The sequence below is a fragment of the Faecalibacterium sp. An121 genome, from assembly GCF_002160915.1.
Classification (GTDB): Bacteria; Bacillota; Clostridia; order Oscillospirales; family Ruminococcaceae; genus Faecalibacterium; species Faecalibacterium avium.
This window is the reverse complement of sequence record NZ_NFLM01000001.1, coordinates 1-26,557: the sequence shown is the minus strand read 5'-3', so window position 1 is coordinate 26,557 and position 26,557 is coordinate 1. Positions and strand designations below refer to the sequence as shown.

The window sequence follows — 26,557 nt, the reverse complement described above, 5'->3', positions numbered from 1 at the left end:
CCGTGCAGTGCATGGATGGGGTCCATTTTATGTCCCGTCAGTCCGGCAGGCGGATGCCGTGTTCTGCCAGGATCTCCTCCTGGCTCAGGCCGTATTTGCGCGCAATGTCCTTGGCATAGCTCAGGCCGTCGGGGGTGGTGCGGAGCACCCGGTAGCTGCGGGTGCCATCGGCTACGTTTTCCATCTGGGCCACCAGGTTGTCGATGCAGCCGGTGCGCCCCGGCACGGCGTTGAACCGGTCCACCTGCTGGGTCAGCTCATGGATATGGGTGACATACACCCCGCCGCAGCCCAGCACCGCGATGGCCGACAGCACTTCTCCCGCGATGTAGCTGCCTTCCAGCAGGCTGGTGGAACTGAAACTCTCGTCCATCAGCAGCAGGTCATCCCCCTGCAGCTGCCGCAGGATCTGGCTCATCCGGGCGCATTCGCTCTCCAGCCGGCCCTTGCCGTAGTTGTCCTCATCCGACGTGGGGAAATGGGTATAGATACAGTGCACCGGGCTCATGACGGCCTCCCGGGCCGGCACCAGCAGCCCCAGCTGGAACAGGGCCTGGGCCATCCCCACCGAGTAGCAGAAGATGGACTTGCCTCCGTGGTTGGGACCTGTGACCAGATAGAAACGGCCCTTCTCGTCGTAGCCGAAATCGTTGGACACCACCGGGCCCTGGCCCTCGGTGCGCAGGGCCAGCATGGGGTTGCAGACATCCTTCAGCCGCAGGGCCTTTTCCTCCATGGGGCGGATCTCCGGGCGGCACAAGGGGCACCCCAGCGCCCGGAGCTGCAGCAAAAAGCTGACCGCCGCCGACAAAAATCGAAAATCGTCCAGCAGCCCGATGAAGAAAGCAGTCTCGTCCCGGAAATACTGGTCGATCACCGGCTCCCAGCTCCGGATGGTCTTTGCAAAGGCGGTGTCCAGCGCCCGGCAGACCGCCTGGTCCAGGGCGTGTTTTTCCTCCTCCCGGGCGGTCTTGGCCAGGTTGGCAAAGCCCGAGATGCACACCATGGGGCCGGCCTTGTCCCGGCCCAGCAGCTTGTCCAGCACGCTGCCCTGGCGGTATTTTTCGGTGTTGATGGACAGCACCCCCACATCGGTCACCCGCAGGGTACCGTCCAGGTTGACCCCCAGTGCGATGCTCTTGACATGGCCGATCTGGTATTGGGTCTGTTCCAGCTGGCGGCTCAGGGTCTGGTAATCCCGGCTGCTGCGCCGGGCCTCCACCTCGTTTCGCAGGGCCGCAAAACCGTCGCTGTGGATCTGCGCCGCCGCCAGCCGGGCGTGGAACAGCTCCACCAGCTCCAGATAGATCTCCAGATACCGCACCGAGGCCAGGCTGCTCTCCACCGTGGAGGAGGAACTGTTCAGCACCTTGCGCATCTCGGCGGCGTCCCGCAGCATGGGCAGCGCATCCTGCAGCAGGCTGCGCAGGGCTTCGCTGTCCACCAAATCGGCCACCACGTCCAGCCGCCAGGCCAGCACCGCCGGGTCGGCGGCGTAAAACTGTTCCAGCCGCAGGTCGGGCAGGCCGCGCCAGCTCTCTCTGCGCACCGACACCATCTGGTCGATCTGCAGGGTGTGGAAAAAGCCCGCGTCGGGCAAAGGCGCTCCCCGCGCCGGCACATCGGGCGGATACAGCAGGCGGAAACTGCCCCGCCCGCTCTCCCGGGTGATATCAGACATAACGGCTCGCCTCCCTCTGGGGATCTTGTTGGATACAATCCTATTAAACCACTTTTGCAGGCCGCTTGTCCAGTGCGCCGACCAAAAAGGGCCGCAGCCCCGAAAGGCTGCGGCCCTGATTAGGTCTTTGGAGTACCCTCCGTACTTAGCAGTTCTCAGCGAAGTACTTGATGGTGCGGACCATCTGAGAGGTGTAGCTGTTCTCGTTGTCGTACCAGGACACGACCTGAACCTGATAGGTGTCATCGTCGATCTTGGCGACCATGGTCTGGGTAGCGTCGAACAGAGAGCCGTAACGCATGCCGATGACATCGGAAGAAACGATCTGATCCTCGTTGTAGCCGAAGGACTCAGAAGCGGCAGCCTTCATAGCGGCGTTGATGGACTCCTTGGTGACGTCCTTGCCCTTGACGACAGCCACCAGGATGGTGGTGGAGCCGGTGGGAACGGGCACACGCTGGGCAGAGCCGATCAGCTTGCCGTTCAGCTCGGGGATGACCAGGCCGATGGCCTTGGCAGCGCCGGTGCTGTTGGGCACGATGTTCTGAGCGCCGGCACGAGCGCGGCGCAGGTCGCCCTTGCGCTGGGGGCCGTCCAGGATCATCTGGTCGCCGGTGTAAGCATGCACGGTGGTCATGATGCCGGAGACGACGGGATAGGTCTTGTTCAGGGTATCAGCCATGGGAGCCAGGCAGTTGGTGGTGCAGGAAGCAGCGGAGATGACCTGATCTTCCTTGGTCAGGGTCTTCTCGTTGACCGAGTAGACGATGGTCTTCAGGTCGTTGCCGGCAGGAGCGGAGATGACGACCTTCTTGGCGCCGGCAGCGATGTGAGCCATGCTCTTCTCCTTGCTGGTGTAGAAGCCGGTGCACTCCAGCACGACATCAACGTTCAGCTCGCCCCAGGGGCAGTCCTTTGCGTCCTTAATGGCGTAGATCTTGATCTCCTTGCCATCAACGACGATGGAGTCCTCGGTGGAAGAAACGGTGTGCTTGTTCTCGCCGATCTTGCCGCAGAAGGAGCCCTGAGCGGTGTCGTACTTCAGCAGGTGGGCCAGCATCTTGGGGCTGGTCAGGTCGTTGATCGCGACGACCTCGTAGCCCTCAGCGTCGAACATCTGACGGAAAGCCAGACGGCCAATGCGGCCAAAACCATTGATAGCAACTCTTACAGCCATTGTATAGTACCTCCTAAAATTTTTACCCTTGGAATCCGGATAAATTTCACGGTGTCTTTATTATAGAACAAAATTGCGAAACCTGCAAGTGTCCGACAAAGAAATAACGAGCGGATTTTTGTTTTTATAGATTCTGGCTGATTTTGTTCAGGATTTTTTGGTATTTTTGTTGATTCAGTCAGCCGCGTGGCTGCCCCGTTTTTCCAGTCCCGGCCCCGCGCAGAGCACGGCGCACAGCCCTCCCAGCAGCCCCAAAGCGCACAGGGCCCAGTCTCCGGGGCCGCCCGGCAGCAGGATGCACTGGGGCAGCTGCCAGCACAGGCACAGCCCGAACGCCAGCAGCCCATAGCGCCCCACCGCCCGGGGGTTGGGCTCTCCGGGCAGGCAGACGGCCCGGAGCAAAGCGGACAGCAGCAGCAAAGCAGCCAGCTGCTGCCACACCGCCGCCGTCTGTGCCACCCGGTGCCAGCTCGAGCCGTTGGTCATAAAGCTGCGCAGGATATCCCACACGAACACCAGGCTGCCCGCCACACCCAGCCAGGCCATCCAGGGCGGCGGGGCGGCGGGGCTTTCCCTGCGGTTTGTCAGCCAGTACCAGTCCAGGGCAGCCAGCCAGAGGGCGCACACCACGGCCAGCGCCCCGCGGACGAGGCTGGCGCCCCCTTCGGCCTGGACAAAGCTCCCGACCGCCTGTTCCAGCATACAAAGGGCGGCAAGGGCGGCGGACACATCCAGCGCCCCGGCCGGCACCCGGCCCCCGGGCCGGACCACAGGCCCGGCCTGCCAGCTGCCCCGCCAGGACACCAGCAGCACCGCCGCCACAAATGCGAACAGGGCCAGATACCGCCATCCCACCCAGCCCGCAGTCACAAGGCCGGTGTCACGGTCGGTCCACAGGGCCAGGTCGGCAAAGCGGGCCGCTCCCAGCGCTGCCCCCGCCGCCAGACAGCCGACGACACGTTTCTGCATGGCTTACCGCTCCTCCAGGGGCTTATAGCGCTGCCGGACGCCCAGGTACTTGTAAGCCGGGCGGATGATCCGGTTGGCGAAGATGACTTCCTCAATGCGGTGGGCGCACCAGCCCGGCAGACGGGCGATGGCGAACAACGGGGTGTACAGGTCCTCCGAGATGCCCAGCATCTGGTAGATCAGGCCGCTGAACAGGTCCACGTTGGCGCACACAGGCTTGGAGCTGCCCTTTTCCTCCGCAAAGATGGCGGGGGCCAGCCGCTCGACGCTGCACAGCATATTGTACTCTTTTTCAAAGCCCTTCTCATAGGCCAGGTGGCGGGCGCGCTCTTTCAGGATCACCTCACGGGGGTCGCTGATGGTGTACACCGCGTGGCCCATGCCGTAGATCAGGCCGCTGCCGTCCCCGGCCTGCTTGCGCAGGATGCGGCGCAGGTATTCCCGCACTTCCTCATCGTCGTCGGGGTCCTCCACGTGGGCCAGGATATCCTTCAGCTGCCGGTTGACCTGCAGGTTGGCGCCGCCGTGCTTGGGGCCTTTGAGGGCGCCGATGCCCGCCGCGATGGCGGAATAGGTGTCCGATCCGGAAGAGGACACCACGCGGGTAGAGAAAGTGGAACAGTTGCCGCCGCCGTGGTCTGCGTGCAGCAGCAGGCAGGTATCCAGAAGCTTGGCTTCCTCATGGGTGAACTTCTGGTCCGGGCGGTAGGTGCTCAGGATGTGCTCTGCGGTGCAGTGGCCGGGCTGGGGCAGATGGAAGAACATACTCTGCTTGTCGTAGACCCGGCGCTTCATCTGGTAGGCGTTGACCATCATGGTGGGCATACAGCCGATCAGGGTGATGCTCTGGTGCAGCAGGTTCTCCAGGCTCAGGTCCTCCGGGTTCTCGTCGTAGGAGTACATGCCCAGCACACAGCGCTGCATCTTGTTCATGATGTTGGGCGAAGGTGCGTTCATGGTGTCCATGAAGCCGTCGGGCAGGGCCCGGTGCTCGGCCAGGATGTTGCAGAACGAGTCCAGCTGCGCCTTGGTGGGCAGGCTGCCGAACAGCAGCAGCCAGATCACTTCTTCAAAGACGAAGCGGTCGTTGCGGTAGGCTTCGTCCACGATCTCATTGATGTTCACCCCGCGGTAGATCAGCCGACCGGGGATGGGGATGATGTGCCCCTCCTGGTCCTTGCGGTAACCCACAACGTCACAGACGTTGGTCAGGCCGGCCAGCACACCGGTGCCATCCGGGTTGCGCAATCCCCGTTTGACCCCCAGCCGCTCACTGGTCTCGGGGTCGATGTAGTTATTGGCCAGGTACTCCTCACAGAGCCCTTTCATGGCCTCGTGGTCATGGTTTCCCACATTGGTGTTCATCATGGCATATCCCTTCCCTTCCAAAGTTCCCGGCAGGCCCCCGGCCCGCGGTCTTTCGATTCCAAACTCCTCTGTAACAGTATACCAGATCTCCTTTCCGAAAATGTGGTAGATGGTCCTATAATATCGCTTTTGTTAAGTAAATTCAAGTCAAAACCGTCCGAACCCTCCATGCAGAGCAAAAGTTCCGACTTTATTCACACTCTCCTCATATTTCCTTTCTGAGCGCAGGGCGGGTTTCGTCCTTTCTTGCGCCGGGGCGGTGGTATCCTGATTCTGACCATCCCTTACCCCCAAAGGAGGCTGTTTCGGCATGAAAAAAGCCATCGCTCTTTTATTCGCCCTCCTGCTGGCGCTGGGCAGCGCCCTGCCCCTGGCAGGCTATCTGCTGGCCCGCAGGCTGCTGGGCACTGCCGCCCCCGTTTCCCCGGCCTCCTCCCAGGCGCAGGCTTCCTCCCTGGAACCGGGCAGCCTCGGAGGGCTGGCCCCGTCCGGCAGCACGGATCAGCAGGTGCTGCTCCGGGACCAGGACAGCGGCCAGGATCTCACCCTCTCCATGCGGGATTACCTGATCGGGGCGGTGGCCTCCGAGATGCCCGTCAGCTGGCCCGACGAGGCCCTGAAAGCCCAGGCCGTGGCCAGCCACAGCTACATCCTCTACTGCCGGGACCACCGGGCCGATGCCGAAGGCCCCTGGCTGACGGTAGACCCTGCCCGGCGGCAGGGCTGTCTGACCGACCCGGTGCTGCGCAGCTACTGGGGCACCGCCTACGCCGAAAACTACGCCCGCCTGTCCGCCCTCATCGACCAGGTGGCGGGGGCGGTGCTGTACTACGACGGAGCCCCGGCGGGGGCCAGTTACTTTGCCATCTCCAACGGCCAGACCGAGGCCAGCGAGAACGTCTGGGATGCTCCCCTGCCCTACCTGACCGCAGTGGACAGCAGTTCCGACCGGCAGGCCGACGGCTATGAAGTGACGGTGCAGCTGTCGGCCCAGCAGGTCAGCGCGGCCCTGGCGTCGGCTCTGGGCATCCAGACCGCCGGCATCGACCCCTCCGCCTGGTTCGGCGCGGCCAGCTACACCCCGTCGGGCTATGTAGCCTCCCTGCCGGTCTGCGGGCAAATGGTGGAGGGCACCCGGCTGCGGGCCGCTCTGGGGCTGCGCAGCGCCTGCTTTTCCATCCAGCTGCAGGGGGACGACTTTTCCATCACCACGCGGGGCTACGGCCACGGGGTGGGCATGAGCCAATGGGGCGCCAGAGCCATGGCCCAGCAGGGCAGCAGCTGGCAGGAGATCCTGGCCCATTACTTCCCCGGCACCGTCATCCGGGAGGAATGATGGAAGAAAAAGAGGCCCCGGCGTAGTCAGACAGCGCCGGGGCCGCTTCATGGTTTGTTTGGCTCTCAGAAAAGGCTGCCCAGACCCTCAAGGAAGGCGGCCACCTGGCTGCCCAGCGAGCTTTCCGCTGCGGGCTCCTGTGCGGCAGGGGCTTCCTGCTGCAGCATGGCCCCCTCGGGGTCCTGCACCGACCAGTAGCAGCCGTCGGCGGTCGGGCCGTCCGAAACGGTAAAGCTGCTGGCAAAGCACAGGCTGTCCCCTGCGGCGTCCTCCGCGATGATCAGGTAGGTGTAGCTGCCGGCGGGCAGGGTGCCGAACCGGATCTGATCGTCCACCTGCTGCAAAGACCAGCTGGATTCCGTGCCGGTCAAGCTGGCGGAAGCGCTCATGACGGTGTTGCCGGCGGTGTCCTCGATCAGCACCGCCACCTCGGTGAGGGTGCTGCCGCTGGAGGCCGACACGGCGCCGTTCAGGCTCAGGCCCGAACCGGTGTGGACGTTGACGGGATAGGTCACCCCCACCAGCTGCAGCTCGATGCTCTGGGCTGCGGCGGAGGCGGCGTTCTGGTCCTCAGCGATGTACCAGTAGCAGGAGGAACCCGCAATGGACACGCTGGCGCTGTCGATGGGTACCCGCCCGGCCGTGATGTTGCCCGCCGGGTCGGAGCAATAGAACACACCGTTGGTGTAATCGGTCAGAAGGATGGCGTGGGGCTGGCTGCGGTCATACAGGACGATGCCTTCGGGATGGGCCGCCAGCAGGTCGATGAGGGCCTGGGTCTTGGCGCCCTGGTCGGCGGGCAGGGTGGCATAGCGCACCTTCATGGCCTTGTATGTAAAGCTGTGGGAAAGGCCGTTGGCCCAGGCTTGCGGCCGGACGCTGTTTTCGGTCACGTCCACCCAGTCGGCCAGGCCGTCCAGATAGGCGCGGCGGCGCAGCATCATGGCGGCGGCGGTCAGGGTGCAGGTGCCGCTGCGGCTCTGCTTGAGATAAAACCCTGCGTCTACGCTCAGATCGGCTGCCAGGGCCCGGGGCATACAGGGCACCAGCAGCATCACGGTCAGCATCAGCGCGGCCATGCGGCGGCGCCATCGGTTCTGTGTTTGCACGTTTGCCATCTTCCCTTCCGATCAACGATTGTGTCTCTATTTTAGCGCGTCTGTTACCTTTTTGTAAATAGTTCGAGGGCAAACTTTCACCATATTTTCGCAATTACCCCATAGTATTACCTTTAAATTTGTGTATACTTTACAATTTTTTACCTTTTATTTCTGCGCTCCGGGGGGTTGACAGCCTTACAGCCAAAAGCGCCCGCCCCAAAGGGCAGGCGCATGGTTTTTCGCTTCAAAGTTCCTGTGTATAGGTGCAGTCCGGATAATGGATGCAGCCGTAGAACTGCCGTCCGGCCTGGCTGCCCCGGCGGGCCGTTCGCAGCACCAGCGCCCCGCCGCACCAGGGGCAGCGCCCCGGGCCGCCGTCCCGGGCCCGGGCCTTTTCGAGCCGACGCACCTGCCGGATGTGGGCCTTTTTCTCCCCCCAGCTGGCCCGGGTGTAGGGCTGCAGCTGCTCGTACAGGCGCCGCACCTGCCCCCGGCTGAGGGTCCGCCGCCCCATCCGGCGCAGGGCGCGGGGCAGCTGTTCCAGCAGGCAGACCTGGGTATCTTCGCTGTCCCACTCCACATCGGCCAGATGGCACCGGCCCGGGAACACCACCACCGACCAAAGGGGCACATCGGGGCCGGTCAGCGCTTCCAGAGCGCGGATGTGCCCCCGGTTCTGCCACAGCGGATTGTAAAAGGGATGTTTTTCGGTCTTGATGCGGCCCAGCCAGTCCCTGCCGGCATACACCGATAGCACCCACTCCGCCTCTTCCTCCCGGCCAAAGATCCAGCCGCTGTAATTCTTGCTTTCGATCACATAGATCCCCCGGCGGGTCAGATAGGCCAGGTCGATCTCGGCGGTCCCCTCCTGCCCCGCGGGCAGATAGAGGTTGCGCAGGCACAGCCCCTTGACCCGGAACCAGCCTTTCTCGGCCAGCTTCCCGGCCACTGCGTCCTCCCCTTCGATCCCCTTGTTGACCGCCGGGTCCAGCCCCAGCCGGGCCCGCAGCGCCCAAAACCAATCCATACCCGTTCCCTCCTTTTCCACAACGAAAAAGCCGGGCTGTATTTCCTGCGAAATACAGCCCGGCTTCTGGTCCGAGTGGCGAGAATCGAACTCACGGCCTCTTGAACCCCATTCAAGCGCGCTACCAAAACTGCGCTACACCCGGATATCTGCCCCGGCCCGTCCGAACCGGGGCGACGAACAATATTATACTCAGAAGCCGGTGGTTTGTCAACAGCTTTTTTCAAATTTCTTCCGGCCCGCCGGCCCGGGCTTCCCGGTCCCGCTCCAGCAGGGGGCGCAGGTACTGCCCGGTAAAGCTGTCCGGCACGGCGGCCACCTGTTCAGGGGTGCCTGTGGCCACGATCCTGCCGCCGACCGCGCCCCCCTCGGGGCCCAGGTCGATGATATGGTCGGCGCATTTGATCAGGTCCAGGTTGTGCTCGATGACGATCACCGTATTGCCCGCGTCCACCAGCTTTTGCAGCACTTCGATCAGCCGGTGCACGTCGGCGATGTGGAGCCCGGTGGTGGGCTCGTCCAGGATATACACCGTCTTGCCGGTGGAGCGGCGGGCCAGCTCATTGGCCAGCTTGACCCGCTGGGCTTCGCCGCCCGACAGGGTGGTGGCGCTCTGACCCAGGGTGACATAGCCCAGGCCCACATCCAGCAAAGTCTGCAATTTGCGGGCGATCTTGGGCTGGTTGGCAAAAAAGACCACGGCTTCCTCCACCGTCATGTTCAGCACGTCGGCAATGGTCTTTTCCTTGTACTTGACCTCCAGGGTCTCCCGGTTGTAGCGGGCCCCCTTGCACACCTCGCAGGGAACATAGACGTCGGGCAGAAAATGCATCTCGATCTGCAAAATGCCGTTGCCCTCGCAGGCCTCGCACCGGCCGCCCTTGACGTTGAAACTGAACCGTCCCGGCCCATATCCCCGCATCTTGGCGTCCTGGGTCTGGGCAAACACCGCCCGTATGTCGTTGAACACCCCGGTGTAGGTAGCCGGGTTGGAACGGGGCGTCCGCCCGATGGGCTGCTGGTCGATGCCGATCACCTTGTCCACATAGTCCAGCCCGTCCACGCCGTCGCTCTTGCCGGGACGGGTGCGGGCGCCGTTCAGCTCGCCGGCCAGGGTCTTGTAGAGGATCTCATTCACCAGGCTGGACTTGCCCGAGCCCGAGATGCCGGTGACACAGGTGAAGGTGCCCAGCGGGAAATCCACCGTGATGTCCTGCAAATTGTTCTCCCGGGCGCCGTTCACCCGCAGGACGTGCCCGCTGCCGGTGCGGCGGGATGCGGGCACCGGGATCCGCTTGCGCCCCGAAAGGTAATCTCCCGTGACGCTGCGCTTGGCCTTGCAGATATCCTTGACCTTGCCGGCGGCCACGATCTCGCCCCCGTGTACGCCTGCCCCCGGACCCACGTCCACGATGTAGTCGGCGGCCCGGATGGTGTCCTCGTCGTGCTCCACCACGATCACCGTGTTGCCCAGATCCCGCAGATGCTTGAGGGTGTCGATCAGCTTGTCGTTGTCCCGCTGGTGCAGGCCGATGCTGGGCTCATCCAGCACATACAGCACCCCCGACAGGGCGCTGCCGATCTGGGTGGTCAGCCGGATGCGCTGGCTCTCGCCGCCCGACAGGGTGCCCGCCGAGCGGGCCAGGGTCAGGTAATCCAGCCCCACGCTCTGCAAAAACTCCAGACGGGTGCGGATCTCCTTCAGGATCTGCCCGCCGATCTGGCGCTGCTTTTCGGTCAGCTTGTCCTCGTTGGCCCGGATGAAGGCCAGCTCCTCCCGGATGGACATTTCGCAGAACTGGCTGATGTTGATATCCCCCACCGTCACGGCCAGCACCACCGGCTTGAGCCGCTGCCCCTGGCAGGCGGGGCATTTGACCCCCGACATCACCCCGGCGATCTCCTCTTTCATCCACTCGCTGCCGGTGTCCCGGAAGCGGCGCTCCAGGTTCTCCACGATCCCCTCAAAGGCCGCCATATATTTGCCGCTGCCAAACTCGTTGGTGCGGTGCAGCTCCAGCTTTTCGCCGTTGGTGCCGTAGAGCAGGGCGTTCAGGGCCTCGGTGCTGAAGTCCCGGATGGGGGTATCCAGGGTGAAGCCGTACCGCTTGCCCAGGGCCTTGTAGTACATCTCGCTCACCGATCCCTCGGCATAGTACCAGCCGCTGGCCTTGATGGCCCCCTGCCGGATGGACAGGCTGCGGTTGGGGATGATGCGGTCCTCGTCCACCTTCATAAAAATGCCGAGGCCGGTGCAGGTATCGCAGGCGCCCTGGGGATTGTTGAAGGAGAACAGCCGCGGGGTCAGTTCGCTGATGGACACACCGTGTTCGGGGCAGGCGAAATTCTGGCTGAAGGTCATGGTCTCGCCCCCGATCACCTCCACCTCGGCCACCCCGCCGGTCAGGCTCAGGGCGGTTTCCAGGCTGTCAGCCAGGCGGCTGCGCACCCCCTTGCGGATCACCAGCCGGTCCACCACCACCTCCACGGTGTGCTTGATGTTCTTTTCCAGGGTGATCTCCTCGTCCAGGTCGTAGAGGTTCCCATCCACTTTGACGCGGGTATAGCCGGCCCGCCGGGCAGCCTCCAGCTCTTTCTGCTGGGTGCCCTTGCGCTGGCGCACCACCGGGGCCAGCACCTGGAAGCGGGTGCCCTCCTCCAGCTTGAGCACCGCGTCCACCATTTCATCCACGCTCTGCTGGCTGATCACCCTGCCGCAGACCGGGCAGTGGGGCACGCCGATGCGGGCGTACAGCAGGCGCAGGTAATCGTAGATCTCGGTGACGGTGCCCACGGTGGAGCGGGGGTTGTGGCTGGTGGTCTTCTGGTCGATGGAGATGGCCGGCGACAGGCCGGTGATCTCGTCCACATCGGGCTTGTCCATCCGGCCCAGGAACATCCGGGCGTAGCTGGACAGGCTCTCCACATAGCGGCGCTGGCCGTCGGCATAGATGGTGTCGAACGCCAGGCTGGACTTGCCCGACCCCGACAGCCCGGTCATAACGATGAACTTTTCCCGGGGAAGGGTGAGGCTGACGTTTTTCAGGTTGTGCTCCCGGGCGCCCTTGATGACGATCTTATCGTTTGCCAAAATGTTTTCGTCCCTTTCTCTGTGTCTGTGCATGGTTTGCGCGGCGCTCGGCCTCGGCGTCCGAGTCCACGGTGGGGTTCTCGCCCCGGCGCAGCCGGTCGATCTGGTCCCGCAGGAAGGCCGCGTGCTCGAATTCCAGCAGCTTTGCAGCCTCCTTCATCTCGCGGGTCAAACGCTCGATGGCGGCCTCCCGCTCCTTCTTGCCCATGCGGCGGGTGCCGGCTTTGGCATTCTCGGCCTTGTCGCTGATCTCGATGGAGTCCCGGATCTCCTTGACGATGGTCCGGGGCACGATGCCATGGGCCTCGTTGTAAGCCATCTGGATGGCGCGGCGGCGCTCGGTCTCGGTGATGGCCCGCTCCATGCTGTCGGTGACGGTATCGGCGTACATGATCACCAGGCCGTCGGCGTTGCGGGCCGCCCGGCCGATGGTCTGGATCAGGCTGGTCTCGCTGCGCAGGAAACCCTCCTTGTCTGCATCCAGAATGGCCACCAGGCTGACCTCGGGCAGGTCCAGGCCTTCCCGCAGCAGATTGATGCCCACGATGACGTCGATGGTGCCCAGCCGCAGGTCCCGGATCAGCTCCATCCGCTCGAAGGTGTCCACCTCATGGTGCATATATTTCACCTTGACCCCCTGGTCGGTCAGGTAATCGGTCAGATCCTCGGCCATCTTTTTGGTCAGGGTGGTCACCAGCACCCGCTCGCCCCGGGCGGTGCGGGCGTTGATCTCCCCCAGCAGGTCGGTCACCTGGCCCTCCACCGGACGCACCGAGATGGGCGGATCCAGCAGGCCGGTGGGCCGGATCACCTGCTGGGCCACCTGGGTGCTGTGGGCCTGCTCATACGGTCCGGGAGTAGCCGAGACGAAGATCATCTGGTTCAGCTTGCTCTCCACCTCCTCGAACTTGAGGGGGCGGTTGTCAAAGGCGGAGGGCAGCCGGAAGCCGTACTCCACCAGGGTCTTTTTGCGGGCGTAGTCCCCGCCGTACATGGCCCGCACCTGGGGCAGGGTGACGTGGCTCTCGTCCACGAACAGCAAAAAATCCTTGGGGAAATAATCCAGCAGGGTGGTGGGCATACTGCCCGGAGCGCGCCCCGACAGCACCGCCGAATAGTTCTCGATCCCCTTGCACACCCCCACCTCGTTGAGCATCTCGATGTCGTAGCTGGTGCGCTGGGCGATCCGCTGGGCCTCGATCAGCTTGCCCTGGGCGGTGAACTGCCTGACCTGGCTGTCGCATTCGGCCCGGATCTTTTCGATGGCGGCGGCCTTCTTCTCGGCGCTGACGATATAGTGGCTGGCCGGGAAGATGGCCACATGCTTGACGACGTTCTGCCGGGCGCCGGTGACGGGGTTGAACTCGGTGATGCGGTCGATCTCGTCCCCGAAAAACTCCACCTTGATGGCCAGCTCGCTCATATAGGCCAGGTAGATGTCCACCGTGTCTCCCCGCACGCGGAACTTATTTCGCACAAAGTTCACGTCGTTGCGCTCATATTGCAGGTTTACCAGACGGCGGCACAGCTCCTCCCGGCTCATCTCCATGCCCGGCCGCAGGCTGATGACCATACTGCGGTAGTCGATGGGGTCGCCCAGGGAGTAGATGCAGGACACCGACGCCACGATGATCACATCCCGCCGCTCAGACAAAGCCGCCGTCGCCGAGTGGCGCAGGCGGTCGATCTCATCGTTGATGGCGCTGTCCTTTTCGATATAGGTGTCGGTGCTGGGGATATAGGCCTCGGGCTGGTAGTAATCGTAGTAGGATACGAAATACTCCACCGCATTCTCAGGGAAAAAGGCCCGGAACTCGGTGCACAGCTGGGCGGCCAGCGTCTTGTTGTGGGCCAGCACCAGGGTAGGCCGGTTGCATTGGGCAATGACGTTGGCCATGGTAAAGGTCTTGCCGCTGCCGGTGACGCCCAGCAGGGTCTGGCAGCGGTCCCCCCGCTGCACCCCCGCCACCAGCTGCTGGATGGCCTCGGGCTGGTCGCCGGTGGGCTGATAAGGCGACACCAGTTTGAATGGTCTTTCTTCCATAACGCATCCCTCCCTCAGGGTGCTTTTACCCGGTTTTAACAATCAATAGTTGTGTAATCGTCTCAGATTATACCACATTTGTTTTATTATGTACAGTGGCTTTTAAAAGAAAACCTGCCGGCCAGCCTGTCAAAGGCGGGCAGCGGCAGGGCGCGCAAAGCCAGCGGGCCGGCGTTTCCGGCCCGGGCAGACGTTATACTTCCCGGGGGGCGAACAGATCCAGCTTGATCCCGCCGGGGTCGGACATTTCGTTGCGCTGGCGCAGGGAGATGAACTCATTCTCGGTGACGATGATATGATCCAGCAGCCGCACCCCCACCAGGTACATTCCCCGGGCCAGCTCTGCGGTGGCCTCGATGTCCTGCCGGGAGGGCAGCACGTTGCCGTTGGGGTGGTTGTGGCAGATGAGGACGTTGCAGGCCCGCATCCGCACCGCCTGCGCGATGGCCTCCTGTACGGGCAGGTCCACCTGATCGTCCTTGCCGGCGTTGAGCCAGGAGGTATTGGTGATGCGGCGGTTTTTGTCCAGGCAGACCAGCAGCACCCGTTCCTTGTTCAGGCCGCGGAAACGGTTCATCATGTAGCTGCCCATCTGTTCCACCGTCTGCAGCTTGCGGCGGTCGTTGGTCCGGCTGCGGTTGTAACACGTGCAGACCTGGGGAAGCAGATGCAGCAGCCTGGCGCTGGCGGGGCCGACCCCTTCCACCTGGCATAGCTCCGCCTCGGTCGCCTCCAGCACCCCTGCCAGATCCCCGAACTGCTCCAACAGCGCATGGGCGATGGGGTTGGTGTTCCGTTGGGCGTTGGTAAAGTACAGCAGATATTCCAGCACCTCATGTTCGGCCAGACTCTCCAGCCCATATTGGCTCACACGGTCATGCATCCGCTGGCGGTGCCCTGCATGGATTTGTTTTTTGCCAGCCATAATTTCCTGCTCCTTCCTCAGGCGGCTGCCTGCGCAGCGCGCCCGTTCGATCGGTTCTCTCAACCGTCCTGTACTATAAGGATACTTTTCTTTGTGCAAAAACTCAAGCCCTCCGGGCAAATTTTCCTGAAAGCCTCTTCCCGAAAGCGCTTTCGGTCGGATGCTGCAACATTTTGGCGTCCCAGATCCGTTCTGCCCGTTGACGCAGGGGCGAAAATCGTTTATCATGGACTTAAATCAATGAGGAGAATGCCCATGAAAGAATTTACCGCAACATCCAACGACGCGGGGGTGCGGCTGTCCCGCTTCGTCCAGAGTGTGACGGTGGGGCTGCCCACCAGCCTGCTGTACAAGAGCTTCCGCAACAAGCGGATCAAGGTCAACGGCAAACGGGCCGCCCCCGAGGACCGGCTGGCCGCCGGGGATCTGGTGCAGCTGTACATCAACGACGAGTTTTTCCCGTCCGGGACGGCGGCTCCCCGCCCCGCCAAACCTCCCAGGACACGCCAGCCCAGCGTGCAGGTGGTGTACGAGGACGAAAACATCGCCGTCCTCTACAAGCCCGCCCATCTGCTGTGCCACAGCGACCGCACCGGGGACGCCAACCTGGTGGACGCCTTCACCCAGTATCTGGCCGGCAAGGGGGAATACCTTCCCGGCGGGGAAAACCGCTTTGCCCCCGCCCTGTGCAACCGGCTGGACCGCGGCACCGAGGGCCTGGTGATCGCGGCCAAAAATTATGCCGCCCTGCGCGACATGAACGAGATCATACGCACCGACCGGCTGAAGAAGGAGTATTACACCATCACGGTGGGCATCCCGCCCCGGGGCCGCTTCACGGCCTGGTGGGAGCACGACGAAAAAGCCAACAAGGTCAGCATACACGCCCACCCCGACCAGGCGGGCCGCCGCAAGCAGATCGTCACCGACGTGGACGTGCTGCGCACCGCCGGGCCGTACGCCCTGTGCCGGATCGGCCTGGTCACCGGGCGCACCCATCAGATCCGGGCCCACCTGGCCTACCTGGGCCGGCCCGTACTGGGGGACATCAAATACGGCAACCGCAAAGCCAACCAGCGTGCCGGCGCCCGCACCCAGGCGCTGTGCGCCGTGCGGATCAGCTTTCTGGATATTCCCAAAGAAAACACCCTGCATTACCTCACCGGCAAGGTCATCAAACTGAAAGATCCCCAGATCCTGGGGCAGTTCGACGCCCTCGACCATTCCAAACAGCCGGACTGACCGGCAGAAAGGGGCACCCATGTACGCTGTATTGCAAAGTTTTGGCCTGAACGGCCTGCAAGGATTCAAGGTGGTGGTGGAGGCGGACGTCTGTCTGGGGATGGACGCCTTTGCCATCGTGGGACTGCCCGACTCGGCGGTGCGGGAGAGCGCCGACCGGGTGCGGGCAGCCGCACGCAACCTGCATTACCGCTGGCCCGCAGGCCGGGTGACGGTCAACCTGGCCCCCGCCGATGTCCGCAAGACCGGTCCCGTCTACGACCTGCCCCTGCTTCTGGCGGTGCTGGCCGCTTCACGCCAGATCCGTGTCCCCTCCCCCGGCACCGCCTTTCTGGGGGAGGTGGCCCTGGACGGTTCCCTGCGGCCCGTGGCCGGGGTGCTGCCCATGGCCCTGGCCGCCGCCGAGGCCGGGGTGCAGGCCCTCTATCTGCCCGCTGACAATGCCGCGGAGGCCGCCGAGGCCTGCGGCAGCACCGGGATGTGCGTTTACCCCGCCCAGACGGTCACCCAGGTGGTGGAGGCGCTGGAAGGCGAGACGCTCATCCCGCCCACCGAGGCCATCCCCTTTGTGCCGGACAGCGGCCCGGACGCCTGCCCCGACTTTGCCGATGTGCTGGGACAGGATATGGCCCGCCGGGCCATGGTGGTGGCCGCCGCCGGGGGCCACAATGTCCTGATGATCGGCGCGCCCGGCACCGGCAAGTCGATGCTGGCCAAACGCCTGCCCGGCATCCTGCCGCCCCTCACCCGGGAGGAGTCGGTCGAGACGGCCAAGATCTATTCGGTGGCGGGCCTTTTGCCCCGGGGCAGCGGCCTGATCACCACCCGGCCTTTCCGCAGTCCCCACCACTCGGCCAGCCCGGCAGCCCTGGCCGGAGGCGGCAGCCAGTTCCGTCCGGGTGAGTGCAGCCTGGCCAATGCGGGCGTACTGTTTTTGGACGAGCTGCCCGAATTTCCCCGGGAAAGCCTGGAAGTGCTGCGCCAGCCCCTCGAAGACGGGCAGATCACCATCAGCCGGGCGGCGGGCAGCGCCACCTATCCCAGCCACTTCCAGCTGGTGGCCGCCATGAATCCCTGTAGGTGCGGCTACTTCGGCCATCCCACCCGGCCCTGCACCTGTTCTGCGCGCGCGGTGCAGCAGTACCGCAGCCGTGTGTCGGGTCCCCTGCTGGACCGCATCGATCTGTACGTCCAGATGGCCCCCATCTCTTACAGCGAGCTTCATGGCACGGGCCAGCAGACAAGCAGCGCCGAGATGCGCCAGCAGGTCCTGGCCGCCCGCCAGATCCAGGCCGAGCGGTTCGAAGCCCTGGGCTACCAGAACGTTCCCTGCAACGCCCGCCTGTCCGCCAGCCAGGTGCGCGAGGTATGCCAGATGGAGCCCGACGCCGACCAGCTGCTGAAGAAGTCTTTTGACCGGCTGGGGCTGTCCGCCCGCAGCCACGACCGCATCCTGCGGGTGGCCCGCACCATCGCCGACCTGGCCGGCACCGAACAGATCGAGGTGAACGCCCTGCTGGAGGCGCTGCAATACCGTCCCCAGGAAAACTTCTGAGCCGCCCGCTCCTGCGTCAGCAAACAAAAAGGCCCTTTCCCGTATGGGAAAGGGCCTTATCTTGTTATGCTTGTTATGTTTGGGAAGGGCCTTCCGGGTCCTCTCCGGCCTGCTGTTCTTCCTGCTCTCTGCGCAGGCGGCGGATCCGCTTTTTCTCGCTCTCCACATGGCGCCAGGGCCAGGCGTGGCCCTCATGTTCCTTGCACCAGCGGCTCAGGGGCACAAAGGCAAAGGCCAGTCCAAAGACATACAGCAGCACATACAGCAGCCCGTCCAGCCAGCCCAGGGCGTCCAGGGCACCCACAATGCAGATGACGAACCCCGCTTTCATAAAGAACAGGCCGTTCTGCCGGGCATATTCGGCAAAGTTTTCGGGCTTGATGGCGTTGCGCCCCTGGTCGCCCCAGACCCGGGGATTTTTCATCACCGTGTAGCCATAATAGAGCAGCATCATGCCGCAGGTCAGCTGAAAACCAAAAAACATCTCTCTCGCCTCGTTGCCTGATGGTGTACCTGCCGGGTCCCAACGACCGGGCAGCCGGAGGACTTTTCCGATAAGCCCAGGTTACTTCTTTTCGTCCTCGCCGGGGAACATCTCCTTGTAGAAGGGGGTGAAATCCAGAGTGGCAAAGTAGTCCTGGGGGGTCTCGGCCCGGCGGATCAGGCGGTGTTCGCCGTCGGTGCACAGCAGCACCTCGGCGCTGCGCAGCTTGCCGTTGTAGTTGTAGCCCATGGCCGAGCCGTGGGCGCCGGTATCGTGGATGTAGATAAGGTCCCCGATGTCGATCCGGGGCAGCATCCGGTCCACCGCAAATTTGTCGTTGTTCTCGCACAGACCGCCCACCACATCGTATGTGTGGTCGCAGGGGGCGTCCTCCTTGCCCAGCACCGTGATGTGGTGGTAGGCCCCGTACATGGCCGGGCGCATCAGGTTGGCCGCGCAGGCGTCCAGACCGATGTACTCCTTGTAGATGTGCTTTTCGTGGATGGCGGTGGACACCAGGGCGCCGTAAGGCCCGGTCATGAACCGGCCCATCTCGGTGAAGATGGCCACATCCCCCATGCCCGCCGGCACCAGGATCTCCTCGAACTGGCGGCGCACCCCTTCGCCAATGGCGTAGATGTTGTTTTCGGGCTGGCCGGGACGGTAGGGGATGCCCACGCCTCCCGACAGGTTGATATACTTGATATGGACGTCCGCCGCTTTGGACAGGCGCACCGCCAGCCGGAACAGGATGGCCGCCAGCTGGGGATAATACTCATCCGAGATGGTGTTGGAAGCCAGGAACGCGTGGATGCCGAACGTCCGGGCGCCCTTGGCCTTCAGACGGCGGAAGCTGTCCGCCATCTGCTCCTCGGTCATACCGTACTTGGCCTCGCCGGGCCGGTCCATCACCTGGAAGCCCTCCTCGCTCTCGCCCAGGCTGAAGGTGCCGCCGGGATTGTAGCGGCAGAACACCGTCTCGGGCACGCCGGCCACACGGTCCAGGAAGTCCACCATAGTGGCGTCGTCCAGGTTGATGTAGGCCCCCAGCTGGGCGGCCTTCTTCATATCCTCGCTGGGGGTCTGGTTGGAGGAGAACATGATCTCCTCCCCCGCAAAGCCCACCGCCTCGCTGAGCATCAGCTCGGTGAAGGAGGAGCAGTCCACCCCGCAGCCCTCCTCCCGCAGGATCTGCAGGATATAGGGGTTGGGCAGGGCCTTGACCGCAAAGTATTCCCTGAAGCCCTTGTTCCAGCTGAACGCCTCGTTGATGCGGCGGGCGTTCTCCCGGATGCCCTTTTCATCGTAAATGTGGAAGGGTGTGGGCACGTCCTGCAGGATCTGCTGGGCCTGCGCCTCGGTCAGGAACGGTTTCTTGTCCATCATAAATCGACATCCCTCTCGTCTTTATTTTTTCAGTTGTTCCCGCACCGGCGTAAAGGTGGGGATCATCTTCTGCAGCTGCTGCACGACCTTTTCATCGTTGTGTTCGGCAGCCTGGAACAGATCCTGCAGCTGCTGGTAGAACACGTCCAGCTTGATGTCCCGGGGAGGCGCCACAAAGATCTTGTTGTGCTCGGTGCGGCGCATCTTGTCCTGCTCCTCGTCCATCATCAGCTCCTCATACAGCTTTTCGCCGGGGCGCAGGCCCACCACCTTGATCTCCATGTTGACCCCCGGCTCATAGCCGTAAAAGCGGATCAGCTGCCGGGCCAGGTCGATGATCTTGACCGGCTTGCCCATATCCAGCACATAGATGCTGCCGCTCTCGGCCAGGGCTCCGGCCTGCAGCACCAGCTGGGCCGCCTCGGGGATGGTCATGAAATAGCGCTCGATGTTCTCGTCGGTCAGAGTCACCGGGCCGCCCTGCTTGATCTGGGCTTCAAACAGCGGGATCACGCTGCCGTGGCTGCCCAGCACATTGCCAAAGCGGACCGCCACGCATTTCATCTCGGTGTGCTGGGCAAAGGTCTGGATCAGCATTTCGCAGATGCGCTTGGTGCAGCCCATGACGCTGGTGGGGTTGACTGCCTTGTCGGTGGACAGCTGCACCAGCCGCTCCACATGATGCTCGCTGGCGCTGGTCAGCAGGTTCTTGGTGCCCATGACGTTGTTTTTCACCGCCTCGGCGGGGCTGACTTCCATCAGCGGCACATGCTTGTGGGCCGCCGCATGGAACACCACCTGGGGGTGGTAGGTCTCAAACACCTCGTCCAGCCGCTCTTTGTCCCGGATCGAGCCGATCAGCACCTCGATGGGGGCCTGGCGGCCGTACTTGCGCTGCAATTCCATCTGCAGCTCATAGGCGCAGTTTTCATAGATGTCAAAGATCAGCAGACGGGCCGGGCCGAAGCGCATCACCTGGCGGCACAGTTCGCTGCCGATGCTGCCGCCGCCCCCCGTCACCAGCACCACCTTGTCCTTCAGGTAGCCGCTGATCTTCTCGGTGTCCAAGGTGACCTCGTCCCGGGAGAGGAAATCGGCGGTGTTCAGCTCACGGAACGCCTGCTGGGGGGCGCTGCCCGTGCCCACCGACTGGGGGTCGCTGAGGACCTGCACCTTGCAGTGGGTGGAGATGCACAGGTCGATGACGTGGTTCAGACGGCTGCCCCGCAGCGTGGGGATGGCGATGATGATGCCATAGATGTTGTAGCGGGTGCACAGCTCGGGGATATCCTCCAGGGTGCCCTTGACCGGCACCCCGTGGATGGTCTTGTTCAGCTTTTCGGGGGCGTCGTCCGCCACCACCACCGGGCGGCCATAGGTCTTGTTGGATTTGCACACGTTGATGGCCCAGGCGCCGGCCTCCCCCGCGCCCACGATCAGCATGGGACGGTTGGGGTCGTTGGTGGGCACGCCCCGCAGGGCCGCCCCAAGAGGATGGTCCAAAAACAGCCGCCAGGCCAGCCGCAGCCCGCCCACGAACAGCAGGATGAACACCGCCGCGATGCAGTTGGCCGAGTTGAACAGCACGCCATGGACGAACAGGCGGTTGACGAAATACACCGCCACCGTGGGCACCGCCACCATCACGCACAGGCGGATCAGATCCCGTTCGCCGGCATACTTCCACAGGATGGAGTACAGGCCCCCCGCCGCGAAGGACAGCATATACAGCGCCGCGATCCAGGGCAGGTTCTCGTACAGCAGAGCCAGGTTGTGGGGCCACCAGATATCCACGTCCGGCGCACCGTCGGCGCGCAGCAGCAGCCCGAGATAAAAACTGAAGCATACGATCAAAAGATCGATCAAGAACAGCAGCGCCCGCCGCAGCAAGATCGACCCCTTGCGTTTGGTTTCCTTTTTCAAGATACGTCCTCTTATTCTCCGGCGGCTCAGCGCCGTTTATTGCTGTCTGCGGGCCGCCGGCCAGACCGTCCCCCGCAGATAAACATCTTATATTATACTCAGTTTTCCCGGCTGTGTCCAGAACTTTCAGCGTTTCTTCCGCCGCGGCAGGCCGCCCGTATCTCGGCCCCCAGTCCGAAGGGCCAGCCGGCGGCCAGACACACCGCCCCCATGCCCGCCCCGCCCAGGGCCAAAGCCAGCAGCTGCATCCCCTGCCCGGCGGACAGAAGGGGGGCCAGCGCCCGGCGCAGCCCCCAGCCCGCGGCCCCGGCGGCGGCCGCCGCCCCAAGCGGCCCTGCCAGCCAGCGGGCCAGCTCCACCCGGATGCCCGCCGCAGCCAGCAGCCGCCGGGTGTTGGCCGCGCAGGTGAACAGGCTGGACAGCAGGATCACCAGCAAAAACCCCCGCATCCCCTGCCGGGGCAGCAGCAGGACCACCGCCCCGATCCGCAGCATCGAGTCCCACACGCTGTACCGGAAAGCCGCCCGCTGCTCCCCGATCCCCTTCATGGCGTTGTCCACCATGCTTTCCAGGTAGAGCAGCGGCAGGGCCGGTGCCAGGATCTCCAAATAGGCCCCCGCCTCCCGGCTGCCGTACAGCACAAGGCCCAAAGGCTGTCCCCACACCCAGAAGACCATCCCCACAAAGGCCGAAAAATAGACGGTCAGACGCAGCATCCTCCGCAGCAGGCTTGTCAGACGGGGCCGGTTTGCCCGGATATGGGCCCGGGTGATCTCGGGCATCAGCAGCACCCCCAGGCTGCCCAGCAGCCCAAAGGGGAAGTTGACCAGCGGCAGGGCCATCCCTTTCAGGGTGCCGTACTGGGCCAGGGCTGTGCTGCGCTGTCCCAGGTAGACCGCCAGGCAGGCGGGCACCAGCATATTCTCGGCGGTGTGCAGGGCGCTGGCCAGGCACCGGCCTCCCTCCACCGGCCAGAAGATCTCCCAGATGCGGCGCCCTGCGGCCTGTGGAGCCTGCGCCCGGTCATGGCCAAAGGCTTCCGGGGCGTCGCGCCGGCAGAATACGGCCATCAGGGCGGCCGACAGGGCCTCCCCTGCCGCCGTGGCCCCCAGCACCACCGCGCACCGGGTCCCCACGTCCAGCCCTTCGGTGGCCTCCAGGGCGGCCACCATCACCCCGATGCGGAACGCCTGTTCGGCCAGCTGGCTGGCCACGTTGGGTCCCACCTGCCCACGGGCGATAAAAAAGCCGCGCAGCACCGACGCCACTGCCATAAAGGGCATCCCCAGGGCGGCCGCACGCAGGGCTTTGGCCCCGCGCACATCCCCCAACCACCACCGGGCCGCCGGACCGGCCAGGCACCACTGCCCCGCCATGGCCGCCAGTCCCAGCGCCAGGGCCACACCGCACAGCCGGGTCAGCATCCCGCGGGCCCGGGGGCGGCTGCAGGCCATCTCCTCGGCCATCAGCCGGGTGGAGGCCACCGACACCCCCGACGTAGCCAGGGTGACGAACAGCGAATAGACCGCCAGCACCAGCTGGTATAGTCCCATCCCCTCGCCTCCCAGGGCGTTGGCCAGATAGATCCGCAGCCCCATGCCCGCCAGCCGCAAGGCCACGTCGGACACGGTCAGCAGGGCCGCATTTTTGAGATAACTCTGCCGCACGGCGCATCCCTCCTTCCTGACAAGGTATGCCGGCTTTGGCCCGGGTATGCCCCGCCTTGTATCTCGCCCGGGTTTGTGCTATTATAATGTGGCAAGCCATCATACCAAATTGAACAGGAGGTAGCGCCCACCATCTGCGGGCGCATGAGAGAATGAGCCAAGAATGCACCCATGATTGTTCCAGCTGCGGGGCGGACTGCCCTTCCCGGCAGCAGGCGCCCCAGCATGAGGCGCCCAACCCCAACAGCAGCGTCAAAAAGGTCATCGGCGTGGTGTCCGGCAAGGGCGGCGTCGGCAAGAGCATGACCAGCGCCCTGCTGGCCTGCGCCATGCGCCGCCGCGGCTACCGCTGCGGCATCCTGGACGCCGACATCACCGGCCCGTCCATCCCCAAGCTGTTCGGCATCCATGGCCGGGCCATGGCCGACAGCCAGGGCTGCTGGCCCATCCAGAGCCGGATGGGCATCGACGTCATGAGCATCAACCTGCTGGTCGAGAACGAGGAGGACCCTGTGGTCTGGCGCGGCCCGGTCATTGCCGGGGCGGTCAAGCAGTTCTGGACCGACGTGGTCTGGAAGGACGTCGATTTCCTCTTTGTGGATATGCCCCCGGGCACCGGCGACGTGCCCCTGACCGTTTTCCAGAGCCTGCCGGTGGACGGCATCATCGTGGTGGCCAGCCCCCAGGAGCTGGTCAGCATGATCGTGGCCAAGGCGGTCAACATGGCCCAGATGATGAACATTCCCATTCTGGGCATCGTGGAAAACATGAGCTACCTGGTCTGCCCCGACTGCGGCAAACACATCTCCCTGTTCGGGGACAGCCATGTGGATGAGATCGCCGCCAAGCATGGCCTGAAGGTCCTGTCCAAAATGCCCATCGATCCCCAGCTGGCCCAGCTGGCGGACGCAGGCCGGATCGAGGCCTACGGCGGCCAGGTCCTGGAGGGCGCCGCCGACGCAGTGGAAGGCCTGCTCAAGTAAAGCCGCCTCACGGAAAGGAGGGTCCCTATGGACTACCAAAGCATAAACGCCCAGGCTATCGACCGCTGGGTGGAGACCGGCTGGGAATGGGGCATCCCCATCACCCACCAGCAGTACGCCGACGCGCTGGAAGGCCGTTGGGACCTGCTTTTGACCCCCACCAAACCGGTCCCTCACGACTGGTTCGGCGACCTGCGGGGCAAAAAGGTGCTGGGCCTTGCCAGCGGCGGAGGCCAGCAGATCCCCATTCTGACGGCGCTGGGGGCCGAGTGCACCGTACTGGACTACTCCGAAAAGCAGCTGGAAAGCGAGCGGATGGTGGCCCGGCGGGAGGGCTATGCGGTCCAAATCGTGCGGGCCGATATGACAAAGCCCCTCCCCTTTCCGGATGACAGCTTCGATCTGATCTTCCATCCCGTCTCCAACTGCTATGTGGAGAAGGTGGAGCCCATTTTCCGGGAGTGCTACCGGGTGCTCAAGCCCGGCGGGGCGCTGCTGGGGGGCTACGACAACGGTTTCGGCTACACGGTGGACGAGGCCGAGGAGCGGGTGGTCAACAGCCTCCCCTTTAATCCTCTGAAAAACCCCGACCAGATGCGTGAGCTGCAGGAAAACGACGGCGGCGTCCAGTTCTCCCACACCATGGAGGAGCAGCTGGGCGGCCAGCTGGCCGCGGGCTTCTGCCTTACCGCCCTCTACGAGGACACCAACGGCGCCGGCCGCCTGCATGAAATGGGCATCCCCTGTTTCATCGCCGTGCGGGCCGTCAAGCCCCTGTGACCGCGCCGGCTTTCCAACTTCCCGTCCTGCCCAAAGTCTGCTTTACATTGTGAAGCAGACTTTTCTTTTTGGGTTCCATTTTTGCTTTTGTGAAGTGGTTTTGCATTTTATTCTGTTTTTTTAATCCGGGAGACAGATTTTCTATTGAAAACTTTTTCCAAATGCTTTATAATAATAAAGTACCTTGCAAGAGGGAACGGCCAGCTTTCACGCAAAGTCTGGTGTAAGAATCGGGGATGCAACGCACAAGGACGTGCACAGGGCAGCTTCTGTCAAGTGCACAGGAGCTGCGTTTTGTATGCCCTGCATCTGGGAAAGGAGAGCAAATGCAATGCTGACGAATGAATACCTGAAGCGGGTCTATGAGGGCCTGGCACAGCGCAACGCCCACGAGCCTGAGTTTTTGCAGGCGGTCATCGAGGTGCTGGAGAGCATCCAGCCCCTGGTGGAAAAGCACCCCGAATACGAGAAGGCCGGCCTGATCGAGCGGCTGGTGGAGCCCGAGCGGATCATCACCTTCCGTGTGCCCTGGGTGGACGACCAGGGCAAGGTGCAGGTCAACCGCGGCTACCGCGTGCAGTTCAACAGCGCCATCGGCCCCTACAAGGGCGGCCTGCGGTTCCATCCCTCGGTCAACCAGAGCATCCTGAAATTCCTGGGCTTTGAGCAGATCTTCAAGAACAGCCTGACCACCCTGCCCATGGGCGGCGGCAAGGGCGGTTCCGACTTTGACCCCAAGGGCAAGAGCGATATGGAAGTCATGCGGTTCTGCCAGAGCTTCATGACCGAGCTGTACCGCCACATCGGCCAGTTCACCGACTGTCCCGCCGGCGACATCGGCGTGGGCGGCCGCGAGGTCGGCTATATGTTCGGCCAGTACAAGCGCCTGACCAACAGCTTCCAGGGCGGCATGATCACCGGCAAGGGCCTGACCTTCGGCGGCAGCCTGGTGCGCACCGAGGCCACCGGCTACGGCCTGTGCTACTTCACCGCCGAGGCTCTCAAGTGCATGCGCAATGACAGCTTTGCCGGCAAGACGGTGGTCATCTCCGGCTCGGGCAACGTGGCCATCTACGCCTGCGAAAAGGCCACCCAGCTGGGCGGCAAGGTGGTCACCATGAGCGACTCCAACGGCTACGTCTACGACCCCAACGGCATCGACCTGGCTTACGTCAAGGATCTGAAGGAGGTCCGCCGCGGCCGCATCAAGGAGTACGCCGAGACCCACCCCGGCGCCACCTATGTGGCCGACTGCACCCGCATCTGGGAGACCCCCTGCGACATCGCGCTGCCCTGCGCCACCCAGAACGAGATCAACAAGGCATCCGCTGAGATCCTGGTGAAGAACGGCTGCACCGTGGTGTGCGAGGGAGCCAATATGCCCAGCACCCCCGAGGCCATCGAGGTCTATCTGTCCAACGGCGTGCTGTACGGACCCGCCAAGGCCACCAACGCCGGCGGCGTGGCCACCTCCGGTCTGGAGATGAGCCAGAACAGCGAGCGTCTGAGCTGGTCCTTTGAGGAAGTGGACGCCAAGCTGAAGGGCATCATGGAGGGCATCTTCCACGCCAGCTACGACGCTTCCAAGGAAGTGGGCCAGGAGGGCAACCTGATGGTGGGCGCCAACTGCGCCGGCTTCCTGAAGGTGGCCGCCGCCATGCTGGCCCAGGGCATCACCTACTAAGTCTGTCCCCGCATCCAGAACGCCCCCGGCTTTCTCCCAGCGAGAAGGCCGGGGGTTTTTGTGCCAAAAGCGGCCCCTGTCTCTGCCTGTACAGAGCCGGGGGCCGCTTCGTTTTGGGTGTTTGGAAAGGTATAC

The 26,557-nt window shown here is 63.7% G+C and carries 19 protein-coding genes and 1 tRNA gene; 6 read left to right on the top strand and 14 right to left on the bottom strand.

Translation table 11 applies throughout. The features are described 5' to 3' along the window. Nucleotides 1–37: 37 nt before the first annotated feature. From B5E66_RS00100 to B5E66_RS00085, 4 genes are all read right to left on the bottom strand, one after another. Nucleotides 38–1,681 (bottom strand): MutS-related protein, encoded by a 1,644-nt coding sequence (locus B5E66_RS00100; protein ID WP_158098284.1) that lies wholly within the window; start codon nucleotides 1,679–1,681, stop codon nucleotides 38–40. 145 nt (nucleotides 1,682–1,826) lie between these two features. Further along, a complete protein-coding gene (gene gap, locus B5E66_RS00095; RefSeq protein WP_087227957.1) occupies nucleotides 1,827–2,858 on the bottom strand; it encodes a type I glyceraldehyde-3-phosphate dehydrogenase in 1,032 nt (343 codons plus the stop codon). Nucleotides 2,859–3,032: 174 nt separating this feature from the next. Continuing rightward, the gene (locus tag B5E66_RS00090) at nucleotides 3,033–3,827 is read right to left on the bottom strand and encodes a hypothetical protein (RefSeq protein WP_087227956.1); all 795 of its coding nucleotides are present in this window, start codon (nucleotides 3,825–3,827) and stop codon (nucleotides 3,033–3,035) included. Nucleotides 3,828–3,830: 3 nt separating this feature from the next. Then, nucleotides 3,831–5,192: a citrate synthase gene (locus B5E66_RS00085; protein ID WP_087228164.1), complete on the bottom strand. Its 1,362-nt coding sequence runs from the start codon at nucleotides 5,190–5,192 to the stop codon at nucleotides 3,831–3,833. A gap of 313 nt (nucleotides 5,193–5,505) precedes the next feature. On the opposite strand from B5E66_RS00085, the gene B5E66_RS00080 reads away from it, so the two are divergent. Then, nucleotides 5,506–6,531, top strand: a complete 1,026-nt coding sequence (locus tag B5E66_RS00080) for a SpoIID/LytB domain-containing protein (RefSeq protein ID WP_087227955.1) — start codon at nucleotides 5,506–5,508, stop codon at nucleotides 6,529–6,531. Between the two features lie 65 nt (nucleotides 6,532–6,596). Here B5E66_RS00080 and B5E66_RS00075 read toward each other — a convergent pair whose 3' ends face one another. The 6 genes from B5E66_RS00075 to B5E66_RS00050 all read right to left on the bottom strand — a co-directional run bounded on the left by B5E66_RS00075 (nucleotide 6,597) and on the right by B5E66_RS00050 (nucleotide 14,718). Beyond that, a complete protein-coding gene (locus B5E66_RS00075; protein WP_087227954.1) occupies nucleotides 6,597–7,649 on the bottom strand; it encodes a hypothetical protein in 1,053 nt (350 codons plus the stop codon). A gap of 226 nt (nucleotides 7,650–7,875) precedes the next feature. After that, nucleotides 7,876–8,658 carry an NERD domain-containing protein gene (locus tag B5E66_RS00070; RefSeq protein WP_087227953.1) on the bottom strand — a complete coding sequence of 261 codons (783 nt, stop codon included), beginning with the start codon at nucleotides 8,656–8,658 and terminating at the stop codon, nucleotides 7,876–7,878. A 67-nt stretch (nucleotides 8,659–8,725) separates the two neighbouring features. Then, nucleotides 8,726–8,803, bottom strand: a tRNA-Pro gene (locus tag B5E66_RS00065). A gap of 78 nt (nucleotides 8,804–8,881) precedes the next feature. After that, a complete protein-coding gene (uvrA, locus tag B5E66_RS00060) occupies nucleotides 8,882–11,782 on the bottom strand; it encodes an excinuclease ABC subunit UvrA (protein ID WP_446718498.1) in 2,901 nt (966 codons plus the stop codon). Continuing rightward, complete coding sequence (gene uvrB / locus B5E66_RS00055; protein WP_087227951.1) at nucleotides 11,736–13,793, bottom strand: excinuclease ABC subunit UvrB; 2,058 nt, start codon at nucleotides 13,791–13,793, stop codon at nucleotides 11,736–11,738. The genes uvrA and uvrB overlap by 47 nt, the downstream gene beginning before the upstream one ends. Nucleotides 13,794–13,986: 193 nt before the next feature. Beyond that, the gene (locus tag B5E66_RS00050) at nucleotides 13,987–14,718 is read right to left on the bottom strand and encodes a JAB domain-containing protein (RefSeq protein WP_087227950.1); all 732 of its coding nucleotides are present in this window, start codon (nucleotides 14,716–14,718) and stop codon (nucleotides 13,987–13,989) included. Nucleotides 14,719–14,973: 255 nt separating this feature from the next. Between B5E66_RS00050 and B5E66_RS00045 the strand changes: the two genes are divergently transcribed. Both B5E66_RS00045 and B5E66_RS00040 read left to right on the top strand, forming a co-directional pair. Next, complete coding sequence (locus B5E66_RS00045; RefSeq protein WP_087227949.1) at nucleotides 14,974–15,960, top strand: RluA family pseudouridine synthase; 987 nt, start codon at nucleotides 14,974–14,976, stop codon at nucleotides 15,958–15,960. A 19-nt stretch (nucleotides 15,961–15,979) separates the two neighbouring features. Beyond that, on the top strand, nucleotides 15,980–17,515 hold the full coding sequence (locus B5E66_RS00040) for a YifB family Mg chelatase-like AAA ATPase (RefSeq protein ID WP_087227948.1): 1,536 nt from the start codon (nucleotides 15,980–15,982) through the stop codon (nucleotides 17,513–17,515). A 73-nt stretch (nucleotides 17,516–17,588) separates the two neighbouring features. Here B5E66_RS00040 and B5E66_RS00035 read toward each other — a convergent pair whose 3' ends face one another. The 4 genes from B5E66_RS00035 to B5E66_RS00020 all read right to left on the bottom strand — a co-directional run bounded on the left by B5E66_RS00035 (nucleotide 17,589) and on the right by B5E66_RS00020 (nucleotide 22,975). Further along, on the bottom strand, nucleotides 17,589–17,999 hold the full coding sequence (locus B5E66_RS00035) for a hypothetical protein (RefSeq protein ID WP_087227947.1): 411 nt from the start codon (nucleotides 17,997–17,999) through the stop codon (nucleotides 17,589–17,591). Nucleotides 18,000–18,080: 81 nt separating this feature from the next. Beyond that, nucleotides 18,081–19,382 (bottom strand): diaminopimelate decarboxylase family protein, encoded by a 1,302-nt coding sequence (locus tag B5E66_RS00030; RefSeq protein ID WP_087228163.1) that lies wholly within the window; start codon nucleotides 19,380–19,382, stop codon nucleotides 18,081–18,083. A gap of 24 nt (nucleotides 19,383–19,406) precedes the next feature. Beyond that, the gene (locus B5E66_RS00025; RefSeq protein ID WP_087227946.1) at nucleotides 19,407–21,308 is read right to left on the bottom strand and encodes a polysaccharide biosynthesis protein; all 1,902 of its coding nucleotides are present in this window, start codon (nucleotides 21,306–21,308) and stop codon (nucleotides 19,407–19,409) included. Between the two features lie 98 nt (nucleotides 21,309–21,406). Continuing rightward, entirely contained in the window at nucleotides 21,407–22,975 is a 1,569-nt protein-coding gene (locus B5E66_RS00020) for an oligosaccharide flippase family protein (protein ID WP_087227945.1), read from the bottom strand. A gap of 152 nt (nucleotides 22,976–23,127) precedes the next feature. On the opposite strand from B5E66_RS00020, the gene B5E66_RS00015 reads away from it, so the two are divergent. From B5E66_RS00015 to gdhA, 3 genes are all read left to right on the top strand, one after another. Continuing rightward, nucleotides 23,128–23,958 (top strand): Mrp/NBP35 family ATP-binding protein, encoded by an 831-nt coding sequence (locus B5E66_RS00015; RefSeq protein ID WP_087227944.1) that lies wholly within the window; start codon nucleotides 23,128–23,130, stop codon nucleotides 23,956–23,958. Nucleotides 23,959–23,985: 27 nt separating this feature from the next. Further along, nucleotides 23,986–24,738, top strand: coding sequence for a class I SAM-dependent methyltransferase (locus tag B5E66_RS00010; RefSeq protein WP_087227943.1), 753 nt, complete (start codon nucleotides 23,986–23,988; stop codon nucleotides 24,736–24,738). A 331-nt stretch (nucleotides 24,739–25,069) separates the two neighbouring features. Further along, nucleotides 25,070–26,422 carry an NADP-specific glutamate dehydrogenase gene (gdhA, locus tag B5E66_RS00005; protein WP_087227942.1) on the top strand — a complete coding sequence of 451 codons (1,353 nt, stop codon included), beginning with the start codon at nucleotides 25,070–25,072 and terminating at the stop codon, nucleotides 26,420–26,422. The last annotated feature ends 135 nt before the right edge of the window (nucleotides 26,423–26,557 follow it).

What these genes read in the sequence shown, in the direction of transcription:
- B5E66_RS00100 (WP_158098284.1), bottom strand. Translation starts at nt 1,681, where the DNA reads ATGTCTGATATCACCCGGGAGAGCGGGCGGGGCAGTTTCCGCCTGCTG.
- gap (WP_087227957.1), bottom strand. Translation starts at nt 2,858, where the DNA reads ATGGCTGTAAGAGTTGCTATCAATGGTTTTGGCCGCATTGGCCGTCTG.
- B5E66_RS00090 (WP_087227956.1), bottom strand. Translation starts at nt 3,827, where the DNA reads ATGCAGAAACGTGTCGTCGGCTGTCTGGCGGCGGGGGCAGCGCTGGGA.
- B5E66_RS00085 (WP_087228164.1), bottom strand. Translation starts at nt 5,192, where the DNA reads ATGAACACCAATGTGGGAAACCATGACCACGAGGCCATGAAAGGGCTC.
- B5E66_RS00080 (WP_087227955.1), top strand. Translation starts at nt 5,506, where the DNA reads ATGAAAAAAGCCATCGCTCTTTTATTCGCCCTCCTGCTGGCGCTGGGC.
- B5E66_RS00075 (WP_087227954.1), bottom strand. Translation starts at nt 7,649, where the DNA reads ATGGCAAACGTGCAAACACAGAACCGATGGCGCCGCCGCATGGCCGCG.
- B5E66_RS00070 (WP_087227953.1), bottom strand. Translation starts at nt 8,658, where the DNA reads ATGGATTGGTTTTGGGCGCTGCGGGCCCGGCTGGGGCTGGACCCGGCG.
- uvrA (WP_446718498.1), bottom strand. Translation starts at nt 11,782, where the DNA reads ATGCACAGACACAGAGAAAGGGACGAAAACATTTTGGCAAACGATAAG.
- uvrB (WP_087227951.1), bottom strand. Translation starts at nt 13,793, where the DNA reads ATGGAAGAAAGACCATTCAAACTGGTGTCGCCTTATCAGCCCACCGGC.
- B5E66_RS00050 (WP_087227950.1), bottom strand. Translation starts at nt 14,718, where the DNA reads ATGGCTGGCAAAAAACAAATCCATGCAGGGCACCGCCAGCGGATGCAT.
- B5E66_RS00045 (WP_087227949.1), top strand. Translation starts at nt 14,974, where the DNA reads ATGAAAGAATTTACCGCAACATCCAACGACGCGGGGGTGCGGCTGTCC.
- B5E66_RS00040 (WP_087227948.1), top strand. Translation starts at nt 15,980, where the DNA reads ATGTACGCTGTATTGCAAAGTTTTGGCCTGAACGGCCTGCAAGGATTC.
- B5E66_RS00035 (WP_087227947.1), bottom strand. Translation starts at nt 17,999, where the DNA reads ATGTTTTTTGGTTTTCAGCTGACCTGCGGCATGATGCTGCTCTATTAT.
- B5E66_RS00030 (WP_087228163.1), bottom strand. Translation starts at nt 19,382, where the DNA reads ATGGACAAGAAACCGTTCCTGACCGAGGCGCAGGCCCAGCAGATCCTG.
- B5E66_RS00015 (WP_087227944.1), top strand. Translation starts at nt 23,128, where the DNA reads ATGAGCCAAGAATGCACCCATGATTGTTCCAGCTGCGGGGCGGACTGC.
- B5E66_RS00010 (WP_087227943.1), top strand. Translation starts at nt 23,986, where the DNA reads ATGGACTACCAAAGCATAAACGCCCAGGCTATCGACCGCTGGGTGGAG.
- gdhA (WP_087227942.1), top strand. Translation starts at nt 25,070, where the DNA reads ATGCTGACGAATGAATACCTGAAGCGGGTCTATGAGGGCCTGGCACAG.